Below are 19,365 nucleotides of genomic sequence, written 5' to 3'. Positions count from 1 at the left end.
CAACAGCAGGAGGCGGTTCCGGTGAAGATCCGGGTGGAGCGCGATGTACTCGCGGAGGCGGTGGCCTGGGTGGCCCGCAGCCTCCCGGCCCGTCCGCCGGCGCCCGTTCTCGCGGGCCTTCTGCTGAAGGCCGAGGACGGAGCCCTCTCCTTCTCCAGCTTCGACTACGAGGTCTCGGCCAAGGTCTCCGTGGACGCGGAGGTCGACGAGGACGGCACGGTGCTCGTCTCCGGCCGGCTGCTCGCCGACATCTGCCGCGCCCTGCCGAACCGCCCGGTGGAGATCTCCACCGACGGTGTACGGGCCACGGTGGTCTGCGGCTCCTCGCGCTTCACCCTCCACACACTGCCGGTGGAGGAGTACCCCGCGCTGCCGCAGATGCCGACGGCCACGGGCACCGTCCCCGGTGAGGTCTTCGCCTCCGCCGCCGCCCAGGTGGCCATCGCCGCCGGCCGCGACGACACGCTGCCCGTCCTGACCGGTGTCCGTATCGAGATCGAGGGCGACACCGTCACCCTCGCCTCCACCGACCGCTACCGCTTCGCGGTCCGTGAGTTCCTCTGGAAGCCGGAGGACCCGGAGGCCTCCGCGGTCGCCCTGGTGCCCGCCAAGACGCTCCTGGACACCGCCAAGGCGCTCACCAGCGGTGACACGGTCACTCTGGCGCTCTCCGGCTCCGGTGCCGGTGAGGGGCTGATCGGTTTCGAGGGCGCGGGCCGCACGACGACCACGCGGCTGCTCGAAGGCGACCTGCCGAAGTACCGCACGCTCTTCCCCACCGAGTTCAACTCGGTCGCGGTCATCGAGACGGCCCCCTTCGTCGAGGCCGTCAAGCGTGTGGCCCTGGTCGCCGAGCGCAACACCCCCGTGCGGCTCAGCTTCGAGCAGGGGGTGCTCATCCTGGAGGCCGGTTCCAGCGACGACGCACAGGCTGTGGAGCGCGTCGACGCGGTGCTGGAGGGCGACGACATCTCGATCGCCTTCAACCCGACGTTCCTGCTGGACGGGCTGAGCGCGATCGACTCCCCGGTCGCCCAGCTCTCGTTCACCACGTCCACCAAGCCCGCCCTGCTCAGCGGGCGCCCGGCGGTGGACGCCGAGGCGGACGACGCGTACAAGTACCTGATCATGCCGGTCCGCCTCTCCGGCTGATCCGGCCCTTTCGCCCGCCGGTCCCCACGGGCCGGGGGGTGTGCCACCACAGCGGATGACGCCTTCACAGCGGTTCCGGTGGGCCCGTTCGGCGCGGAGCGGGCCCACCGCGCTGTCGTCGGCCGGGCGTAGGCTCGGTCCTGGGCGGAAAACGCCACGACGCTATCGCCACGACGCTTAAGGAATCTCTGATGGAGCTCGGTCTCGTCGGCCTCGGCAAGATGGGCGGCAACATGCGCGAGCGCATCCGCCGCGCAGGTCACACCGTCATCGGTTACGACCGCAACCCGGATGTCGCCGATGTCCACAGTCTCGAAGAGCTTGTGGGCAAGCTGAAGGGCCCGCGGGTCGTCTGGGTCATGGTCCCGGCCGGTGCCGCCACCCAGTCCACGATCGACGAGCTGGCCGAACTGCTCTCGCCCGGCGACGTCGTCGTCGACGGCGGGAACTCGCGCTGGACCGACGACGAGAAGCACGCCGTCGAGCTGGGCCTCAAGGACATCGGCTTCGTCGACTGCGGCGTGTCCGGCGGCGTCTGGGGCCTGGAGAACGGCTACGCCCTGATGTACGGCGGCACCGAGGAGAACGTGGCGAAGGTCCAGCCGATCTTCGACGCGCTCAAGCCCGAGGGCGACTTCGGCTCCGTTCACGCGGGCAAGGTCGGCGCCGGCCACTTCGCGAAGATGGTTCACAACGGCATCGAGTACGCCATGATGCAGGCCTACGCTGAGGGCTGGGAGCTCCTGGAGAAGGTCGACTCCGTCACCGACGTGCGCGAGGTCTTCCGCTCCTGGCAGGAGGGCACGGTCATCCGTTCCTGGCTGCTGGACCTCGCGGTCAACGCCCTGGACGACGACGAGCACCTGGAGAAGCTCCGGGGCTTCGCCGCCGACTCGGGCGAGGGCCGCTGGACGGTGGAGGCCGCGATCGACAACGCGGTGCCGCTCCCCGCGATCACGGCGTCCCTGTTCGCCCGGTTCGCCTCGCGCCAGGACGACTCGCCGCAGATGAAGATGATCGCCGCGCTGCGCAACCAGTTCGGCGGCCACGCGGTCGAGTCCAAGAACGAGAACTGACCGCGGCGCCGGCCGCACGCCGGCGCCGCGACAACGGAAGCACTGTCGGGAGAGGTCGGCCAACCATGCACGTCACCCATCTCTCGCTGGCCGACTTCCGCTCGTACGCCCGGGTCGAGGTCCCTCTCGACCCGGGCGTCACCGCGTTCGTGGGCCCCAACGGGCAGGGCAAGACCAATCTCGTCGAGGCCGTCGGCTATCTCGCCACCCTCGGCAGCCACCGGGTCTCCTCGGACGCCCCCCTGGTGCGGATGGGCGCCGAGCGGGCCGTGATCCGGGCGGCGGTGACCCAGGGCGAGCGCTCGCAGCTGATCGAGTTGGAGCTCAACCCCGGCCGCGCCAACCGGGCCCGTATCAACCGGTCCTCGCAGGTCAGACCGCGTGACGTGCTGGGGATCGTACGGACGGTGCTGTTCGCGCCGGAGGACCTGGCCCTGGTCAAGGGCGACCCCGGGGAGCGGCGGCGGTTCCTGGACGAGCTGATCACCGCGCGCTCGCCCCGTATGGCCGGGGTCCGCTCCGACTACGAGCGGGTCCTCAAGCAGCGCAACACCCTGCTGAAGTCCGCCGCGATGGCGCGCCGGCACGGCGGCCGGTCCATGGACCTGTCCACCCTCGACGTCTGGGACCAGCACCTGGGCCGGGTCGGCGCCGAGCTGCTCGCGCAGCGCCTGGACCTGATCGCCACGCTCCAGCCGCTGGCCGACAAGGCGTACGGGGACGTGGCGCCGGGCGGTGGCCCCGTGGCGCTGGAGTACCGCAGCTCGGTGGGTGAGGACGTCTCGCCGGCGCGCACCCGCGACGAGCTGTACGAGCAGCTGATCGCGGCGCTCGTCGGGGTGCGCAAGCAGGAGATCGAGCGCGGGGTGACGCTGGTGGGGCCGCACCGGGACGACCTGGTGCTCAGCCTGCGGTCCATGCCCGCGAAGGGGTACGCGAGCCACGGGGAGTCCTGGAGCTACGCGCTGGCGCTGCGGCTGGCCAGTTACGAGCTGCTGCGCTCCGAGGGCAACGAGCCGGTGCTGGTCCTGGACGACGTCTTCGCCGAGCTGGACGCCCGCCGCCGGGAGCGGCTGGCGGAGCTGGTGGCCCAGGGCGAGCAGGTGCTGGTGACGGCCGCGGTGGCGGAGGACGTGCCGGGTGTGCTGGCGGGGACGCGGTACGCGGTGTCGGCGGGCGAGGTGGAGCGGGTATGACCGGCCGTGACGAGGAGCCGGGGGCCCCGGGAGGGGCCGGCGCGGACGGGGCGTCCGGTGGTGCGCCGGTGGCCCGTGGTGACGGGGGCCCGGGTGGTACGCCGGTGGCCGGCGGCCCCAAGCCGCCCGAGGTGGCCGGGGTCGACCTCGCCCGGGTCGCGCTGCGGGCGGCGAAGGAGCAGGCGCGGGCGCGGGGCGCGGCGGCCCAGCAGAAGAAGCAGGCCCGGCGGGGCGGCGGGCTGCGCTCGGGGGCCCGTTCGGACGGCCGTGATCCGCAGCCGCTGGGCTCCGCGATCAACCGGCTGATCACCGAGCGCGGCTGGGAGACCCCGGCGGCGGTGGGCGGCGTGATGGGGCGGTGGGCGCAGATCGTGGGCGACGATCTGGCCAACCACTGCGTACCCCTGCGCTACGACGAGGACCCCGCCGCGCGGGTGCTCACTGTGAGCTGCGACTCCACGGCCTGGGCGACCCAGCTGCGGCTGCTGGCCCCGCAGCTGGTGGCCCGGCTCAACGCGGATCTGGGACAGGGCACCGTACGGATGATCAAGGTGGTCGGTCCGGGGGGCCCGGAGCGCCGGTTCGGGCCGCTGCGGGCGCCCGGCAGCAAGGGGCCCGGAGACACCTACGGGTGAGGGAACTGCCGTCCCCGGCCCCTGATCGGACCGTTGCCTCCCGGCGCTGAGCTGCGCTTTTGGCTGGAACTTGTCGTGTCCCTGCTGGCAGTGGGGGGTGCGCCGGAGCGCTCGGAGCACCCGGTTCGCCGGGGTTCGTACCGGCGGAGCGAGGGGGGTGCGGCCGGAGCGTCCCTCACCGTAGCCGGAGGTTGACAGGCCGAAGCGCGCAATGCCGGTCAGGGCCTCTTGGGGCCCCTCCCTGAATATGGGGAGTCGTCAACCGCTGATTCAGGGCGGCACATGCGTACTCAGGTACCGGCAAACCCCCATTCATGTCAGTGCTACCGGTAGACTGGTGAGTAATCCCGCTTTGAGGCGGGAGTCGTCGATACAAGCCGAACGACGCAGCCGCTCCCGCCTGTCCGGAAGACGGCCTGTGCTGTGCCAGAAAGGGCGCTTCGTGGCCGATTCCGGCAACCCCAACGAGAACATCCCGTCCACAGCCGGTGAGCATGGCGAGGTCACCACCTCGTACGACGCCAGCGCGATCACCGTGCTGGAAGGGCTGGACGCGGTCCGTAAGCGACCCGGTATGTACATCGGCTCGACCGGTGAGCGCGGCCTGCACCACCTCGTGCAGGAAGTCGTCGACAACTCGGTCGACGAGGCCATGGCCGGCCACGCGGACACGATCGACGTCACGATCCTCGCCGACGGCGGCGTGCGCGTGATCGACAACGGCCGGGGCATCCCGGTCGGCATCGTGCCGTCCGAGGGCAAGCCGGCCGTCGAGGTCGTGCTCACCGTCCTGCACGCGGGCGGCAAGTTCGGAGGCGGCGGTTACGCGGTCTCCGGCGGTCTGCACGGTGTCGGTGTCTCCGTGGTCAACGCCCTGTCCACGCGGGTGGCCGTCGAGGTCAAGACCGACGGATACCGCTGGACCCAGGAGTACAAGCTCGGTGTCCCGACCGCGCCGCTGGCCCAGCACGAGGCCATCGAGGAGTCCGGTACGTCGGTCACCTTCTGGGCCGACGGGGACATCTTCGAGACCACCGAGTACAGCTTCGAGACCCTCTCGCGCCGCTTCCAGGAGATGGCGTTCCTCAACAAGGGCCTCACCCTCAAGCTCACCGACGAGCGCGAGTCGGCGAAGGCGACCGCGGGCGCGGACAGCGTGGAGGCGGCCGAGCCCGCCGAGGAGGAGACCGCCCGCTCGGTCACGTACCACTACGAAAACGGCATCGTCGATTTCGTGAAGTACCTCAACTCCCGCAAGGGCGACGTCATTCACCAGTCGGTGATCGACATCGAGGCCGAGGACAAGGACCGCCTCCTGTCGGCCGAGATCGCCATGCAGTGGAACACGCAGTACACGGAGGGTGTCTACTCCTTCGCCAACGCGATCCACACGCATGAGGGCGGTACGCACGAGGAGGGCTTCCGTGCGGCGCTGACCTCCCTGGTCAACCGGTACGCGCGCGACAAGAAGCTGCTGCGCGAGAAGGACGACAACCTCACCGGCGAGGACGTACGCGAGGGTCTCACCGCGATCATCTCGGTGAAGCTGGGCGAGCCGCAGTTCGAGGGCCAGACGAAGACCAAGCTGGGCAACACGGAGGCCAAGACCTTCGTGCAGAAGGTCGTCCACGAGCAGCTGACGGACTGGTTCGACCGCAACCCCAACGAGGCCGCCGACATCATCCGCAAGGGCATCGCCGCCTCGACCGCCCGGGTGGCGGCCCGTAAGGCGCGCGACCTGACGCGGCGCAAGGGGCTCCTGGAGAGCGCCTCGCTGCCGGGCAAGCTCAGCGACTGCCAGTCGAACGACCCCACCAAGTGCGAGATCTTCATCGTCGAGGGTGACTCCGCCGGTGGTTCGGCGAAGTCCGGCCGCAACCCGATGTACCAGGCGATCCTGCCCATCCGCGGCAAGATCCTGAACGTCGAGAAGGCCCGGATCGACAAGATCCTCCAGAACACCGAGGTCCAGGCGCTGATCTCGGCGTTCGGCACCGGGGTCCACGAGGACTTCGACATCGAGAAGCTCCGCTATCACAAGATCATCCTGATGGCGGACGCCGACGTCGACGGACAGCACATCAACACCCTGCTGCTGACCTTCCTCTTCCGCTTCATGCGGCCGCTGGTGGAGTCCGGGCACGTCTACCTCTCGCGCCCGCCGCTCTACAAGATCAAGTGGGGCCGGGACGACTTCGAGTACGCGTACTCGGACCGGGAGCGCGACGCGCTCGTGGCGCTCGGCAAGCAGAACGGCAAGCGGATCAGGGAAGACTCGATCCAGCGCTTCAAGGGCCTCGGCGAGATGAACGCCGAGGAGCTGCGCGTCACCACCATGGACGTCGACCACCGGGTCCTGGGCCAGGTCACGCTGGACGACGCGGCGCAGGCCGACGACCTGTTCTCGGTGCTCATGGGTGAGGACGTCGAGGCACGGCGCTCGTTCATCCAGCGCAACGCCAAGGACGTCCGCTTCCTCGACATCTGAGTCGGCCGTACCAGCGACGCCGCAGCTCGAAAGGACTTTGACCAGCAATGGCCGACGAGAACACCCCTGTGACACCTGAACCCGCGACGCCCGAGGAAGTCACCGTCCCCGGTGTGGGCATGCGTGTCGAGCCCGTCGGGCTCGAGACGGAGATGCAGCGCTCCTATCTCGACTACGCGATGTCCGTCATCGTCTCGCGCGCGCTGCCCGACGTACGGGACGGCCTCAAGCCCGTCCACCGCCGGGTGCTGTACGCGATGTACGACGGCGGGTACCGCCCCGAGAAGGGGTTCTACAAGTGCGCCCGCGTCGTCGGCGACGTCATGGGTACGTACCACCCGCACGGCGACTCCTCCATCTACGACGCCCTGGTGCGCCTCGCGCAGCACTGGTCGATGCGCATGCCGCTGGTGGACTCCAACGGCAACTTCGGTTCCCCGGGCAACGACCCGGCCGCCGCCATGCGGTACACCGAGTGCAAGATGATGCCGCTGTCCATGGAGATGGTCCGGGACATCGACGAGGAGACCGTCGACTTCCAGGACAACTACGACGGCCGCAACCAGGAGCCGACGGTCCTGCCGGCGCGCTTCCCGAACCTGCTGGTCAACGGTTCCGCGGGGATCGCGGTCGGCATGGCGACCAACATCCCGCCGCACAACCTGCGCGAGGTCGCCGCCGGTGCCCAGTGGTACCTGGAGCACCCCGACGCCTCGCACGAGGAGCTGCTCGACGCGCTGATCGAGCGCATCAAGGGCCCCGACTTCCCGACCGGCGCGCTGGTCGTGGGCCGTAAGGGCATCGAGGAGGCGTACCGCACCGGGCGCGGCTCCATCACGATGCGCGCGGTCGTCGCGGTCGAGGAGATCCAGGGCCGCCAGTGCCTGGTCGTCACGGAGCTTCCGTACCAGACCAACCCCGACAACCTCGCCCAGAAGATCGCCGACCTGGTCAAGGACGGCAAGGTCGGCGGGATCGCGGACGTGCGGGACGAGACGTCCTCGCGTACGGGGCAGCGCCTGGTCGTCGTGCTCAAGCGCGACGCGGTCGCCAAGGTCGTCCTGAACAACCTGTACAAGCACACCGACCTCCAGTCGAACTTCGGCGCCAACATGCTGGCCCTCGTCGACGGGGTGCCGCGCACGCTGTCGATCGACGCGTTCATCCGCCACTGGGTGACGCACCAGATCGAGGTCATCGTCCGGCGGACGAAGTTCCGGCTGCGCAAGGCCGAGGAGCGGGCGCACATCCTGCGCGGCCTGCTGAAGGCCCTGAACGCCATCGACGAGGTCATCGCCCTCATCCGGCGCTCCAACACGGTGGAGATCGCGCGTGAGGGCCTGATGGGCCTGCTGGAGATCGACGAGCTCCAGGCGAACGCGATCCTGGAGATGCAGCTGCGCCGGCTGGCCGCGCTGGAGCACCAGAAGATCACCGCCGAGCACGACGAGCTCCAGGCGAAGATCAACGAGTACAACGAGATCCTCGCCTCGCCCGCCAAGCAGCGCTCCATCGTGAGCGAGGAGCTGGCGGCGATCGTCGAGAAATTCGGCGACGACCGGCGCTCCAAGCTGGTGCCCTTCGACGGTGACATGTCCATCGAGGACCTGATCGCCGAGGAGGACATCGTCGTCACGATCTCCCGCAGCGGCTATGTGAAGCGCACGAAGACGGACGACTACCGCTCGCAGAAGCGCGGCGGCAAGGGTGTGCGCGGGACGAAGCTGAGGGAAGACGACATCGTCGACCACTTCTTCGTGTCGACGACCCACCACTGGCTGCTGTTCTTCACGAACAAGGGCCGCGTCTACCGGGCGAAGGCGTACGAGCTCCCCGACGCCGGCCGGGACGCGCGCGGTCAGCACGTCGCCAACCTGCTGGCCTTCCAGCCGGACGAGAAGATCGCCCAGATCCTCGCGATCCGCGACTACGAGGCCGTGCCGTACCTGATCCTGGCGACGAAGGGCGGTCTCGTGAAGAAGACCGCGCTCAAGGACTACGACTCGCCGCGCTCGGGCGGTGTCATCGCGATCAACCTGCGCGAGATGCCGGACGGGAGCGACGACGAGCTGATCGGCGCCGAGCTGGTGTCGGCCGAGGACGATCTGCTGCTCATCAGCAAGAAGGCGCAGTCGATCCGGTTCACCGCGACGGACGACGCGCTGCGCCCGATGGGCCGTGCCACCTCGGGCGTCAAGGGCATGAGTTTCCGTGAGGGAGACGAACTGCTCTCGATGAATGTCGTCCGGCCCGGTACGTTCGTGTTCACTGCCACCGACGGCGGGTACGCCAAGCGGACCCCCGTCGACGAGTACCGCGTCCAGGGTCGTGGCGGTCTGGGTATCAAGGCTGCCAAGATCGTCGAGGACCGGGGCTCGCTCGTCGGTGCGCTGGTGGTGGAGGAGACGGACGAGATCCTCGCCATCACGCTCGGCGGTGGTGTGATTCGTACGCGAGTCAATGAAGTCAGGGAGACGGGCCGTGACACCATGGGCGTCCAACTGATCAATCTGGGCAAGCGGGATGCCGTCGTCGGCATCGCGCGCAATGCCGAGGCCGGTCGTGAGGCGGAAGAGGTCGATGGGACCGATGACGCCGACGGCGAGACGGCCGAGGCCCACGCCGAGAGCGTGGTAGAGGGCACTGTCGAGGGCACGGAGCCCTCGACCGGGGAGCACGAGGAGTAGAGCGTGAGTGGAGCCACGGGCGCCGGTTCGGCCGCTTCCGGAGCAGGAGCGAACGGTGCCCGTGGCCCTGCCACGGACTCCCAAGGGGGCACTGTGACGGACACACGAGGGCCTCAGCCCCAGTACGAGGGTTACGCGACCGGGCCGCTGCCCGGCGAGCGTGAGCCCGCACCGGGGCCGTCGGGGCCGTACCACCCGCCCCAGGCGTACCCGTCGCCTGCGGGCGGCACCCAGGGCGGCCAGCAGCACCCTGGGCAGGGCGGGGGCACTCTGGGCGGCGCGCAGAGCGTGGGCGGCGCCCAGGCGACGCGTAAGCCGCGTACGGGGGCGCGGACCACTCCGCGTACCCGCAAGGCCCGACTGCGGGTGGCCAAGGCCGACCCGTGGTCGGTGATGAAGGTCAGCTTCCTGCTGTCGATCGCGCTGGGCATCTGCACGGTGGTGGCGGCGGCGATCCTGTGGATGGTGATGGACGCCATGGGTGTCTTCACCACCGTGGGCGGCACGATCAGCGAGGCCACCGGCTCGAACGAGAGCAACGGCTTCGATCTGCAGTCGTTCCTGTCGCTGCCGCGGGTGCTCATCTTCACCTCGGTCATCGCCGTGATCGACGTGGTTCTGGCCACCGCGCTGGCGACGCTGGGCGCCTTCATCTACAACCTGTCGGCGGGCTTCGTGGGCGGCGTCGAGCTCACGCTGGCCGAGGACGAGTAGCGCGCCGGGTATCGATTTTGGGACTGGCCCCGACGTGCGCTAATCTTCAGAAGTCAGCGCGAGAGCGCGGCGGGGCTATAGCTCAGTTGGTTAGAGCGCATCCCTGATAAGGATGAGGCCACAGGTTCAAATCCTGTTAGCCCCACAGAACGAAGACCCCCAGTCAGCAATGACTGGGGGTCTTCGCGTTGGAGGGGGCGGGGTGAGGCGGGGCTGAGCCTGTGGGGGCCTGGAGCCTGGGGCCGGCGGTGTAGGTGCCGGATGAGGCGGCGCATGTGGGTGGCTGTGTGGGGGCGGCGGCGGTGTACGGCGGTGGCTCTTCTCGTACGGGACCGGTCTCTTCTCGTACGGGCTTGGCCTCTTCTCGTACGGGATCGGGCGCGGCTCGTACGGGACCGGTTCAGGTTCGTACGGTGCAGGCCCTGGGCGCATGGAAAAGCCCCCGGCCGGTGTGAACCGGACCAGGGGCCCCGGAGTGCGGTGGTGGCGGGATCAGGGGGGTGGCACCGGGGAGTCGCCTTCCGGGGCTGTGCGGTGGGGGTCGGTGGTGCGGGTGGCGGCCGTCGGGTCGGCCGACAGGTGGCGGGTGGCCGGGGAGGAGCCGTGGGCCTCGGCCCGGATGCGCTGCTTCATCGTGGGCGGCAGGGCCCGGTCACGCGGAAGGGTCCATCGGACCGAGGGAGCGAGCGGGGTTGCCGCGGTGGTCGCCGTGTGCTTCTGGGGCGTGGCGCTCGGCTGCGCGGCGGCGTTCGTGGCGTTCGCGGTGCTCGCCGTGGCGGTGGCGAGGCCCAGCGACGCCAGCAGGGCGAAGAAGGCGGTGATGAAGGCGGTCCAGATGCTCTTGGGCTGGAAGGTGCTCATGGCCCCTCGCTTTCGGGTGGTCCGGTTGCTGACTTCTCCGATCATGTGGATCCCGGCCGCTTTTCCGGGGAGCGACGCCCGCGCTGCGCCGATCTTCAGATGAACACCACTCGTATGGTGCAACCGGGCCTGACAGGCCGCCCAGGAGGCGTTACGAGGGTCGGTGCGGGCCTCGTCGGGGTGCCGCGACGGGCCGCTTTTGGGTCCCAGGCAGGTCACCGATCGGTATCGGCCGGTGTGTATAGTCGGCGGCAGAAGGCCCCTATTCCAAGGAAAGACGAGGTCGCGCGGTGAAGAAGCTTCTCCTGGTCGCACTGGCCGCCATCGGCGGGCTCCTCGTGTACCGCCAGATCCAGGCGGATCGCGCCGAGCAGGATCTGTGGACGGAGGCGACCGACTCCGTGCCCGCAGGTTCGGGTGTGTGAGACGGCACAGTCTGTTACGGGCCCCGGTCGCTGAGCGGCCGGGGCTTCGTGCTGTCCGGGGCCTTGGCCGCTCAGCGACCAGGGACCGGGGCCCGGGACCGGGGCCCGGGACCGGAGCCAGAGCTCGTGGGCTCAGATCCGGAGCCCTGCGCCCGGATGCTTCGTGCCCGCAGGCTCTCTGCCCGCAGGCTCTCTGCCCTGAGTCCGGATGCTTCGTGCCTTCAGGCTCTGTTCCGTGCTGTTCCCCCGATGTTGCCGGACCGTGACGCCCCGCCCTTGAGTTCGCCTGAGCAAATCAGTAGCTTGCTGAAGCAAAGAAGCTGAGGGGGTCCGGGGCTTCATGGCCGAGGGGGCAACGGGTGATGGGGCAACGGGTGATGGGACGGGACCACCGCCGTACCGCGACAGCGGGGGCGTGGATCGGCGGGGCGTTCCTCGCCCTGGTGGCCGGGGCGCTGCCCGCGTCGGCCGCACCCGCCGGGCAGGCGGCGGCCGTACCCGCCGCCCCCGCCGATCAGGGGAACGGCGCCGGCAGCCTGGTCATGGTGCTCGACTCCTCCGGCTCGATGGCCGACGACGACGGGGCCGGGCGGACCCGTATGGAGAGCGCCCGCAGTGCCGTCGGGGCCGTGGTCGACGCACTGCCCGACGGCTACCCCACCGGCCTCCGGGTCTACGGCGCCGACCGGGCGGGCGGCTGCACCGACACCCGGCTCGTACGGCCCGTCGAGGCGCTCGACCGGGACGCCGTGAAGCGGGCCGTGGCCGGGGTCCGGCCCATGGGGGACACGCCCATCGGCCTGTCGTTGCGGAAGGCCGCCCAGGATCTGCCCGAGCCCGCCGGCGACGCGATCGGTACGCGGACGGTCCTGCTGATCTCGGACGGCGAGGACAACTGCGGTACGCCACCGCCCTGTCAGGTAGCCGAAGAGCTCACGAAGGCCGGCGCCGGACTCCGTATCGACACGGTCGGCTTTCAGGTGAAGGGCGCCGCCCGCGAGCAGTTGGAGTGCATCGCGGCGGCCGGCAACGGCCGTTACCACGACGCCCCCGACGCCGCCGCGCTGGCCCGGCAGCTCCAGCGGGCCGCCCAACTCTCGGTCGACGGCTACCGGTTCGCGGGCGAGCGGGTGACCGGTGGGGAGAGCGCGGCGAAGGCCCCGGCCCTGCGCCCCGGCCAGTACCTGGACGCCATCGGTCCGGGCGAGACGCGGTACTACGCGGTCGGCCTCGACTCCGTGTCGACGGTGAACTTCGCCGCCACCGCCGTCCCGCAGCCCGGCGCGGCCGTCGACACCTCCGACGCCCTGCGCACCCGGATCGTCGCCGCCGACGGCCCGAGCTGCGAGGCGAGCACCGAGCGCTTCCGGCAGAAGGAGGGGGCCACCCCGCTGACCTCGGCCGTCGCCCGTATCCCGTCCGTCGAGGGGACGCGCCGGTGCGACCGGGCGGGGGACTACCTGCTGGTGGTGGAGCGGAAGAGCCGCAAGGGCTCGGACGGAGCGCGCTGGCCGCTGGAGCTGCTGTACGGGGCCGAGGCGCCGCTCCCCGAGGGTGTCACCCCCGCCCAGTCGGCGCCGGAGTACGGCGCGGGCGGCAAGGCGGCGCCGCTGCCCGCCGACAGCCCGAAGGCCGTCCGGGGCGGCACCGGGTTCAACGACGCGACCCGGATCGGCCAGGGCGTGTGGAGGGACACGGTCCTGCCCTCGCAGACCCTCTGGTACAAGGTCCCGGCGGGCTGGGGCCAGCAGGTGCGCTACGACGTCGAGTTCGCCAACGAGCCCACGATCGAGCGGGCCACGAGGACGTACTCCTACGGCTCCACGCAGCTGTTCACCCCCGCCCGCTTCCCGGTCGGCGGCGCGGGCGGCGAGTTCACGCCGAACGTCACGTACAGCGGGCGCCCCGCGGCGATCAGGATGGGCTCCGTCCCCGTCGCGTGGACCAACCGGTACGAGACCCGCCCCACCGTCCGCCCGGTCCACGCCGGCGGAGACTTCTACCTGACGGTGACGCTGGGCGCACGGGCCGCCGAGATCGCCGAGAACCCGCGGATCGGGGTGGTGCTGCGGGTCGCCGTCCTCGGCGACGAGCTGGCCGGGCCGGAGCACGGCGCTCCCGTACGGGCCGCGAAGTCGGGTGGCGGCACGGGCAGCGGCCCCGCCGGAGAGGGCGAGAACGTGGACAACAAGGGCAATTCGACTGCGGCCGGAGACAGCAGTGGTGCGGGCGGGGCAGGATGGACCGGCATTGCGGTCGCTGCCGGAGCGGGCGCCCTGGTGAGCGTGGCCGGGGGAGCCCTCTTCGTACGCAGCCGTCGCAGGGCGGCCATGCGGACGACGAGGGGAAGCGCGTGAAGAGGCAGCGCAACAGAGGCCGGGCGGTGCTGGCGGCACTCGCCGCGATGTGCGCGGTGGCGGCGCTGCCGGGACAGGCGCACGCGGCCGGCCCGCCGGCGTACGCCTTCGATCCCGACGCGAAGAAGGTGCAGGGCGCCGAGCTCAACGCCGAGGCGTCGATCCTGGAGCCGGGGGCGGTGTACCGCAGCTCCATCAAGCCGGGCGAGAAGCTCTACTACCGGGTGGATCTCGACACCACCACCGATGCCTATGTCTCGGCGGTCGCGGTGCCCAAGCTCGACGGCTCGGTGGCGTACGGGGACGGGATCACCATCAGCATCCGGGACCTCAACGACTCCCGGTGCAGCTCGAGCCGGACGAACTTCGGCTCGGGCGAGGCCCCCCGGCCGATCGCGGCGTACGCCCACCGGACCATCGGCAAGGGCATCGGCACCAGCTGCCAGGGGGCCGGGAAGTACGACGTCCTGGTCGAGCGCCAGAGCGAGCCCACCTCCAGCCCCGAGGCCTGGGAGCTGGAGCTGCGCTTCGTGCGGGAGCCCGCGCTGCGCAGCGGCGGGCCCGCCGGGACCACCGCGCCGAAGGACTGGCCCTCCGCCACGCCCGGCCCGCCGGCCGTCGAGGCGAAGAAGCGTACGGGCGGCAGCGGTTACTACGACGCCACCAGCCTGGAGACCGGCGAGTGGATCGACGCCATCGCCCCGGGCCAGACCCGCTTCTACCGGGTGCCGGTGGACTGGGGACAGCAGATCTACGCCTCCGCCGTGCTCAGCAACACCACGGGTGACGAGAACGACTTCATCGGCAACGCGCTCACCCTGTCGCTGTCGAACCCGGCCCAGGGGCACATCACGGAGACGTCCCTGTCGTACTCCGGCAAGTCCGCGAGCACGGCGCTGCGGCCGCTGCCGCCGGTGGAGTACCGCAACCGGTACGACTTCAGCTCCCAGGTCAGCTCCATGCGCTTCGCCGGCTGGTACTACCTGTCGGTGACCCTCAGCCCGAAGGTCGCCGAGGCCTACGGCGAGGGCCCGATCGCGCTGACGACGACGGTCCAGGTGAAGAACGAGGCCGGTGAGTCGCCGTACGAGGGCGACCCCGGGATCTTCGCGGTGACCGGCAAGGACAAGGAGCTGGCCAAGAGCGGGGACAGCGCTCCGAAGGCCGCGAAGAGCGCGACGATGCGGGTCGTCGCGGCCGGGTCGCTCGGGGCGGGCGCCGTGCTGGTGCTCGGCCTCGGCGCCTGGACGCTGCTGGCCCGCCGCCGCGCGGCCGCCGCCGGGCCTGCCCCGGACCACCAGCAGCAGCCGCCGTACGGGGGGCCGCCGCAGCAGGGCTGGTGACCAGCCGGCCGACCGTCACCTCTGGGTGCTGTCACCTCTGAGTGCCGTCACATCTGGGTGACGTCACCTCTGGGTGCCGTCACATCTGGGTGAGTGCCCAGATACCGACCGCGAAGCAGATCAGCGCCACCACCAGCACCGGGACCGCCACCTTCGGGGGCGGTCCCGGCCGCGTCTGCCGTACGGGAGCGGAGGCGGCGGCGGGGACGGAGGCGGCGTGCGCGGAGGCGGAGGCGTGCGCCGGAGCGTGGGAGGCGTGGGCCGCGAAGGGCTGCTGCTGGTGTGGCTGGTGGGGTGCCTGGTGCTGCTGCTGGGCGGTGTAGGGCCGGGTGGCCGATGCCTCGTGGGGTACGCCGGAGGTCGGCGCCTGGGAGAGGTCCGGGGCGCCGAGGGCGTACGGGGAGGGGGCGGCGGGCTGGGGCTGGTGGAGCGGGGGCTGGTGCTGGGCCTGGGGGTGTGGCTGCTGGGGCGGGGGCGCCAGGTGGAAGCTGCCGGTCTCCGACATGGAGACGGGCGGCGGCGACGGGACGGGCGGCTGAGGGGCCTGGGAGAGCTGAGGCTCAGAGGGCCCCTGAGGATCCTGGGGCGCCTGGGACGCTTGAGGGCTCTGAGGGCTCTGAGGGCTCTGAGGGCTGTGGGGGCTCTGAGGTGCCTTTACGGGGCCGTCGGGGCCGAACCCCGCGGGCAGCGGCCCGATCTGGTCGAAGACCTCCACCGGGTCGTCGTCCGGACCCGGCTCGGGCAGCATCTCGACCGCCGCGGTCAGGGCCTTGCGCGCACCCGTCGCCGTACGGAACCGGGCCTGCGGGTCCGGCTGGAGCAGCCCGGCGAGCACCTGCCAGAGCGGCTCGGGGATGCCGTTGGGGGCGCTGGGGGTGCCGTGGGCGGCGAAGTGCTCCACGAGCGCCTGGGAGTCGGGCTTCTGGCCCTGGAGGAGGTAGAGGGCGACCAGGCCGACCGCGAAGAGGTCCGCGGGGAAGTCGGGCTCGGCGCCCATCATCTGCTCGGGGGCGAAGTAACCGGGCGTGCCGACCACGTAGTTGGTCTCGGTCAGCCGGGGCTCGCCCTTGCGCATCGAGATGCCGAAGTCGGAGAGGCGCAGATGCGGGCGGCCCGTACCGGTCGCCTCCATGAGGATGTTGGCCGGCTTGATGTCGCGGTGCACCACCCCTTCGGCGTGCACCGTGGAGAGGCCGGAGAGCAGCTGGTCCAGGAGCAGGCAGACGAAGCGGGGCGGCAACGGCCCGTAGTCGCCTATGACATGGGCGAGCGAACCGCCGCTCACCAGGTCCATGGTGAACAGGACCTTGTCGTCGTCGGCGGCCCAGCTGGCCGGGGCCAGGACATGCGGGTGCTCGATCCGCAGCGCCTGCTCGCGCACGAAGCGCAGCAGCGTGTGCGCGTCGCTCTGCTGCAGGACCTTGGCCGCCACGTACCTGCGGCGCCGGTGGTCCCAGGCCCGCCAGACGGCGCCGACCCCACCACGTCCGATCGGATCGATCAGCTCGTACCGACCAGCGAAGACCTCACCCATTGCGCTGTGCCCGCTCCCAGTTCCTGTTCGTCGCCGCGGCCCCCTGCGGGGACCAGGGACCCCGGCTGTGTGCGAGGCCCTGGTTCCGTCGTCGTGCTGTCGTGATCCCGAGCCGCTAGCTCTGATGTCCCTCGTAGTGCGCGACCGCGTCCGCGGTGCGGCCCGCTCCGTACACCCGGAGGAACTCTGCCAGCTCCGGGTGGGTCGGGGCGAGGGCGTCGGCGGCATCGATGATGTCGCCGGCCGCCGAGACCGACCTCAGCAGGGACTGGATCTCGCGCACCACACGGCGGACGGTGGGGGCTCCGCCGGTCGAGGTGGTCTGGCCGGTGCCGGTCAGGACCGACCCGCCCTGCGACTTCTTGATCTCCTCCATCCGGTCGGTGGCCTCGCCCGCGCTGACGCTGCCGTCCGCGACCTGGCTCGACAGCTCCTGAAGTGCCTGGACGCGCTGGACGACCGCCGGGTTCCCGATCTTGGCCCGCTGGCCGCTCATCAGCTGGGAGAGCATGGGAGCGGACAGCCCGAGAACCGCGGCGAGTCGTGCCTGGTTCAGGCCGAGGTCATCGATCAGCCGACGGAAGAGCGCCCCCAGCGGCTCCCCGTACCAACTGCGCTGAAGCTCTCTGGCTCTTGCCGTCGCCTCTTGCTGCGCTGCGTCCATTGCGTCTCCCCTTCGCTGCGGCTTCGCTGCTGCGAACCTCGTCGAGCATCCTACGGAGAGTGGTCGCCCACCGGGAGTCCCTATCCTTTTGCAAGATTCCGGGGAGCACCCGGTACTCTGGTCTGCGACGGTTGCCGTGGCACGGACGTGTTCGGCGCTGCCCTCGTTTGCTGTTTCTTCGGGGCCTTAGCTCAGTTGGTAGAGCGCTGCCTTTGCAAGGCAGATGTCAGGAGTTCGAATCTCCTAGGCTCCACTCTCAGAAACCCCCCTGACCTGCGGAAACGCGGGTTCAGGGGGGTTTTCGTGCTCACCGGCGGGCGTAGCGGTGTCTACGGGGAGCGGGGAGGCTCCTGGCTCCGGTGTTTGCTCGGGCCTCCTCCTCCCCCGGCTGCCCCCGGCACCTCCCGTTGGTGCGGTCCGGGACCGCCCTCTGCCGGAGGGGCCCGGCAACGGCCCCGCGTCCGGCCACCGCTGCGGGCCGCTGTGGGGCCGCAGCGGCCGTCGGCCCGGAGGGGGGCGTGGACGGCCCTGTACGGCGGGAAGTCGGGCGGCAGGTGGTCGCACGGAATGCCGGTGCGATTGACGTAATGGAACCTTTCGCGGCGCGACGCCGAGAGGGGTCCGCTCACTGGGGAACCTGGGGAACCTGGGGGATCTGGGGAACCAGGGGAATGGTGCTCAGGTGCCATGAACTGTGAAGGTCGTATGCATGCAGTTGTACGGTTGTGGATGGCCCCTTGCCGTCCAGTGGAGTGTCAACAGCCTTATGAATGAGGCGTCCTTCTCCGGGCTTATCGCTTGACGGCGATTCGTCAGCGGTAATTGGTTCTTGATTTGCTGGAGGATATGCCCGTGGCGTCCTCATGTGGGTGTGTACGATGATCGGCGCAACTCCCGGGCCGGGAGGCCTAGAAGGCGGCTGAAGCAGAGTTCGACGCGAACGTTCAGGCGCTGGTTGCGGCGTGGACCGGCTAGGAAAGGCAGACGATGACAGCCCTCCCGGACCCCGTATGGCCCGTGATCGTCCTGGCTCTGATTCAGTTCGGCGACGGGATTCTCTGTATCCGGCCCGTTCAGTTCGTGCGTAAGTGCTTCGAGGATGTGAACTTCCCCCGGGAGTGGTGGTGGGTCACGCCCATCGTCAAGTTCGCCGCCGCCGCGGGACTGATCGCCGGAATCTGGGTGCCTTGGCTGGGGGCGCTCAGCGCGTGCGCGCTCATCCTTTACTTCCTGGTGGCGATCTTCATGCACGTCCGGGCACGGGACCTCGGCCGCAACCTGTTCCTCAACGCGACGGGCATGCTCGTTATTTGTGTCGCGGTCACCTATTACAGCTTCGGGTGACGTGAATTTTCCTCTGCTGGGGAGCTTGGTGTTCTCCGGTGCGGATGCATGAGCCGTGGGCAGGCTCGGGGCTTTTCCGTCACGGACTCCCGCGACTACGGTGAGTAGCGGTTGCCGTCTGTGTCGTACCGCCTCAGCGTCCGGGGACGGCGGGCACGTACGGAGGAGAGATCGCCCCGGTCGAGAGGCAGGGCCTCACCCGGAGGGCGACGGGGGCGGCGGCACGTCATCCATGTTGATGCACTGCGTGTACGTCTTCACGGGCTTGACCAGTGCGGACAGGTCGACCAGTACGTCGTCCACGGCGGCGACGTCGTCGGAGACCACGGCCTCCACGGCCGGGTCGCGGCCGTAGGTGGCGACCACCTTCCCGCCGTCCTTCGAGCGGTCCTCGCGGAAGACCCAGTCCACGCCGTCGACGGTCGCGCACGGGTCGATGGTCGGCACGGGCAGCTCGACACCGCAGCGCAGCACGATCGTGTTGTCGCCCCAGACCGCGACACCGGGGCGGTCGGTGAACGTCAGCTCCTGGCCGCCGAGGCGGTCCGGGTAGCGGTCGGCGATCTGCTTGCAGGCCGCGTTCCCGGCGTGCGGCGGGGAGGTGACGCCGTCGCCGGGGTAGTCCGCCCCGCACGAGACCAGAACACCGGCAGTCAGGGCGGAGGCCGCCACCGCGACGACGGCTCTCCGCGCTCGGGAGACTCGCACCACGGGAAGGCCTTTCTGCGGGTGAGCGGGGCCTACCGGAAGCTACACCAGCGTTCTTCTCGCCGGGGTACGGGGGCTCCGCGCATGACCGCCTGGATGCACGACCCCTACCCGGGCGGCGGCCACGGAGGGCTCTGCGTGCACGGCGCCGACGCCGGTCTGAAGCAGGCCGAACTCGCCG

Annotated in this window: 15 protein-coding genes and 2 tRNA genes; 13 read left to right on the top strand and 4 right to left on the bottom strand. The window is 70.4% G+C overall.

The features are described from left to right. Positions 1-21 precede the first annotated feature (21 nt). The 8 genes from dnaN to AB0917_RS17660 all read left to right on the top strand — a co-directional run bounded on the left by dnaN (position 22) and on the right by AB0917_RS17660 (position 10,093). Positions 22-1,152: a DNA polymerase III subunit beta gene (dnaN, locus tag AB0917_RS17695; RefSeq protein ID WP_015609839.1), complete on the top strand. Its 1,131-nt coding sequence runs from the start codon at positions 22-24 to the stop codon at positions 1,150-1,152. A gap of 191 nt (positions 1,153-1,343) precedes the next feature. Beyond that, on the top strand, positions 1,344-2,228 hold the full coding sequence (gene gnd / locus AB0917_RS17690) for a phosphogluconate dehydrogenase (NAD(+)-dependent, decarboxylating) (RefSeq protein WP_366820459.1): 885 nt from the start codon (positions 1,344-1,346) through the stop codon (positions 2,226-2,228). 65 nt (positions 2,229-2,293) lie between these two features. Then, positions 2,294-3,424, top strand: a complete 1,131-nt coding sequence (gene recF, locus AB0917_RS17685) for a DNA replication/repair protein RecF (protein WP_366820458.1) — start codon at positions 2,294-2,296, stop codon at positions 3,422-3,424. Then, positions 3,421-4,059, top strand: coding sequence for a DciA family protein (locus AB0917_RS17680; RefSeq protein ID WP_366820457.1), 639 nt, complete (start codon positions 3,421-3,423; stop codon positions 4,057-4,059). Before recF ends, AB0917_RS17680 begins: the two co-directional genes overlap by 4 nt. Positions 4,060-4,477: 418 nt before the next feature. After that, complete coding sequence (gene gyrB, locus AB0917_RS17675; protein WP_366820456.1) at positions 4,478-6,547, top strand: DNA topoisomerase (ATP-hydrolyzing) subunit B; 2,070 nt, start codon at positions 4,478-4,480, stop codon at positions 6,545-6,547. 47 nt (positions 6,548-6,594) lie between these two features. Beyond that, positions 6,595-9,234: a DNA gyrase subunit A gene (gene gyrA, locus AB0917_RS17670; protein WP_366820455.1), complete on the top strand. Its 2,640-nt coding sequence runs from the start codon at positions 6,595-6,597 to the stop codon at positions 9,232-9,234. 93 nt (positions 9,235-9,327) lie between these two features. After that, entirely contained in the window at positions 9,328-9,948 is a 621-nt protein-coding gene (locus tag AB0917_RS17665) for a DUF3566 domain-containing protein (protein ID WP_366820454.1), read from the top strand. Between the two features lie 71 nt (positions 9,949-10,019). Continuing rightward, positions 10,020-10,093: transfer RNA gene (locus AB0917_RS17660), tRNA-Ile, on the top strand. A 347-nt stretch (positions 10,094-10,440) separates the two neighbouring features. On the opposite strand, the gene AB0917_RS17655 is transcribed toward AB0917_RS17660, so the two are convergent. Next, complete coding sequence (locus tag AB0917_RS17655; protein WP_366820453.1) at positions 10,441-10,809, bottom strand: DUF6344 domain-containing protein; 369 nt, start codon at positions 10,807-10,809, stop codon at positions 10,441-10,443. Positions 10,810-11,099: 290 nt separating this feature from the next. On the opposite strand from AB0917_RS17655, the gene AB0917_RS17650 reads away from it, so the two are divergent. The 3 genes from AB0917_RS17650 to AB0917_RS17640 all read left to right on the top strand — a co-directional run bounded on the left by AB0917_RS17650 (position 11,100) and on the right by AB0917_RS17640 (position 14,934). After that, positions 11,100-11,234 carry a DLW-39 family protein gene (locus AB0917_RS17650; protein WP_003958712.1) on the top strand — a complete coding sequence of 45 codons (135 nt, stop codon included), beginning with the start codon at positions 11,100-11,102 and terminating at the stop codon, positions 11,232-11,234. 377 nt (positions 11,235-11,611) lie between these two features. Next, positions 11,612-13,591, top strand: coding sequence for a VWA domain-containing protein (locus tag AB0917_RS17645; RefSeq protein ID WP_366820452.1), 1,980 nt, complete (start codon positions 11,612-11,614; stop codon positions 13,589-13,591). Then, positions 13,588-14,934 carry a hypothetical protein gene (locus tag AB0917_RS17640; RefSeq protein ID WP_366820451.1) on the top strand — a complete coding sequence of 449 codons (1,347 nt, stop codon included), beginning with the start codon at positions 13,588-13,590 and terminating at the stop codon, positions 14,932-14,934. The genes AB0917_RS17645 and AB0917_RS17640 overlap by 4 nt, the downstream gene beginning before the upstream one ends. A 79-nt stretch (positions 14,935-15,013) precedes the next feature. On the opposite strand, the gene AB0917_RS17635 is transcribed toward AB0917_RS17640, so the two are convergent. Further along, on the bottom strand, positions 15,014-16,468 hold the full coding sequence (locus AB0917_RS17635; protein ID WP_366820450.1) for a serine/threonine-protein kinase: 1,455 nt from the start codon (positions 16,466-16,468) through the stop codon (positions 15,014-15,016). Between the two features lie 115 nt (positions 16,469-16,583). Further along, on the bottom strand, positions 16,584-17,132 hold the full coding sequence (locus tag AB0917_RS17630) for a DNA-binding protein (RefSeq protein ID WP_073875146.1): 549 nt from the start codon (positions 17,130-17,132) through the stop codon (positions 16,584-16,586). A gap of 180 nt (positions 17,133-17,312) precedes the next feature. On the opposite strand from AB0917_RS17630, the gene AB0917_RS17625 reads away from it, so the two are divergent. Both AB0917_RS17625 and AB0917_RS17620 read left to right on the top strand, forming a co-directional pair. After that, positions 17,313-17,385: transfer RNA gene (locus AB0917_RS17625), tRNA-Ala, on the top strand. A 764-nt stretch (positions 17,386-18,149) separates the two neighbouring features. Then, positions 18,150-18,476: a DoxX family protein gene (locus tag AB0917_RS17620; RefSeq protein WP_366820449.1), complete on the top strand. Its 327-nt coding sequence runs from the start codon at positions 18,150-18,152 to the stop codon at positions 18,474-18,476. Positions 18,477-18,671: 195 nt separating this feature from the next. Here AB0917_RS17620 and AB0917_RS17615 read toward each other — a convergent pair whose 3' ends face one another. Beyond that, positions 18,672-19,187, bottom strand: coding sequence for a DUF3515 family protein (locus tag AB0917_RS17615; protein ID WP_366820448.1), 516 nt, complete (start codon positions 19,185-19,187; stop codon positions 18,672-18,674). Positions 19,188-19,365 lie beyond the last annotated feature (178 nt).

It is taken from the genome of Streptomyces sp. NPDC007346, assembly GCF_040703535.1.
Lineage (GTDB): Bacteria > Actinomycetota > Actinomycetes > Streptomycetales > Streptomycetaceae > Streptomyces.
This window is presented reverse-complemented; position numbering and strand designations above follow the sequence as displayed.

What these genes read in the sequence shown, in the direction of transcription:
- gnd (WP_366820459.1), top strand. Translation starts at nt 1,344, where the DNA reads ATGGAGCTCGGTCTCGTCGGCCTCGGCAAGATGGGCGGCAACATGCGC.
- AB0917_RS17680 (WP_366820457.1), top strand. Translation starts at nt 3,421, where the DNA reads ATGACCGGCCGTGACGAGGAGCCGGGGGCCCCGGGAGGGGCCGGCGCG.
- AB0917_RS17645 (WP_366820452.1), top strand. Translation starts at nt 11,612, where the DNA reads ATGGGACGGGACCACCGCCGTACCGCGACAGCGGGGGCGTGGATCGGC.
- AB0917_RS17630 (WP_073875146.1), bottom strand. Translation starts at nt 17,132, where the DNA reads ATGGACGCAGCGCAGCAAGAGGCGACGGCAAGAGCCAGAGAGCTTCAG.
- AB0917_RS17655 (WP_366820453.1), bottom strand. Translation starts at nt 10,809, where the DNA reads ATGAGCACCTTCCAGCCCAAGAGCATCTGGACCGCCTTCATCACCGCC.
- gyrA (WP_366820455.1), top strand. Translation starts at nt 6,595, where the DNA reads ATGGCCGACGAGAACACCCCTGTGACACCTGAACCCGCGACGCCCGAG.
- AB0917_RS17635 (WP_366820450.1), bottom strand. Translation starts at nt 16,468, where the DNA reads ATGGGTGAGGTCTTCGCTGGTCGGTACGAGCTGATCGATCCGATCGGA.
- recF (WP_366820458.1), top strand. Translation starts at nt 2,294, where the DNA reads ATGCACGTCACCCATCTCTCGCTGGCCGACTTCCGCTCGTACGCCCGG.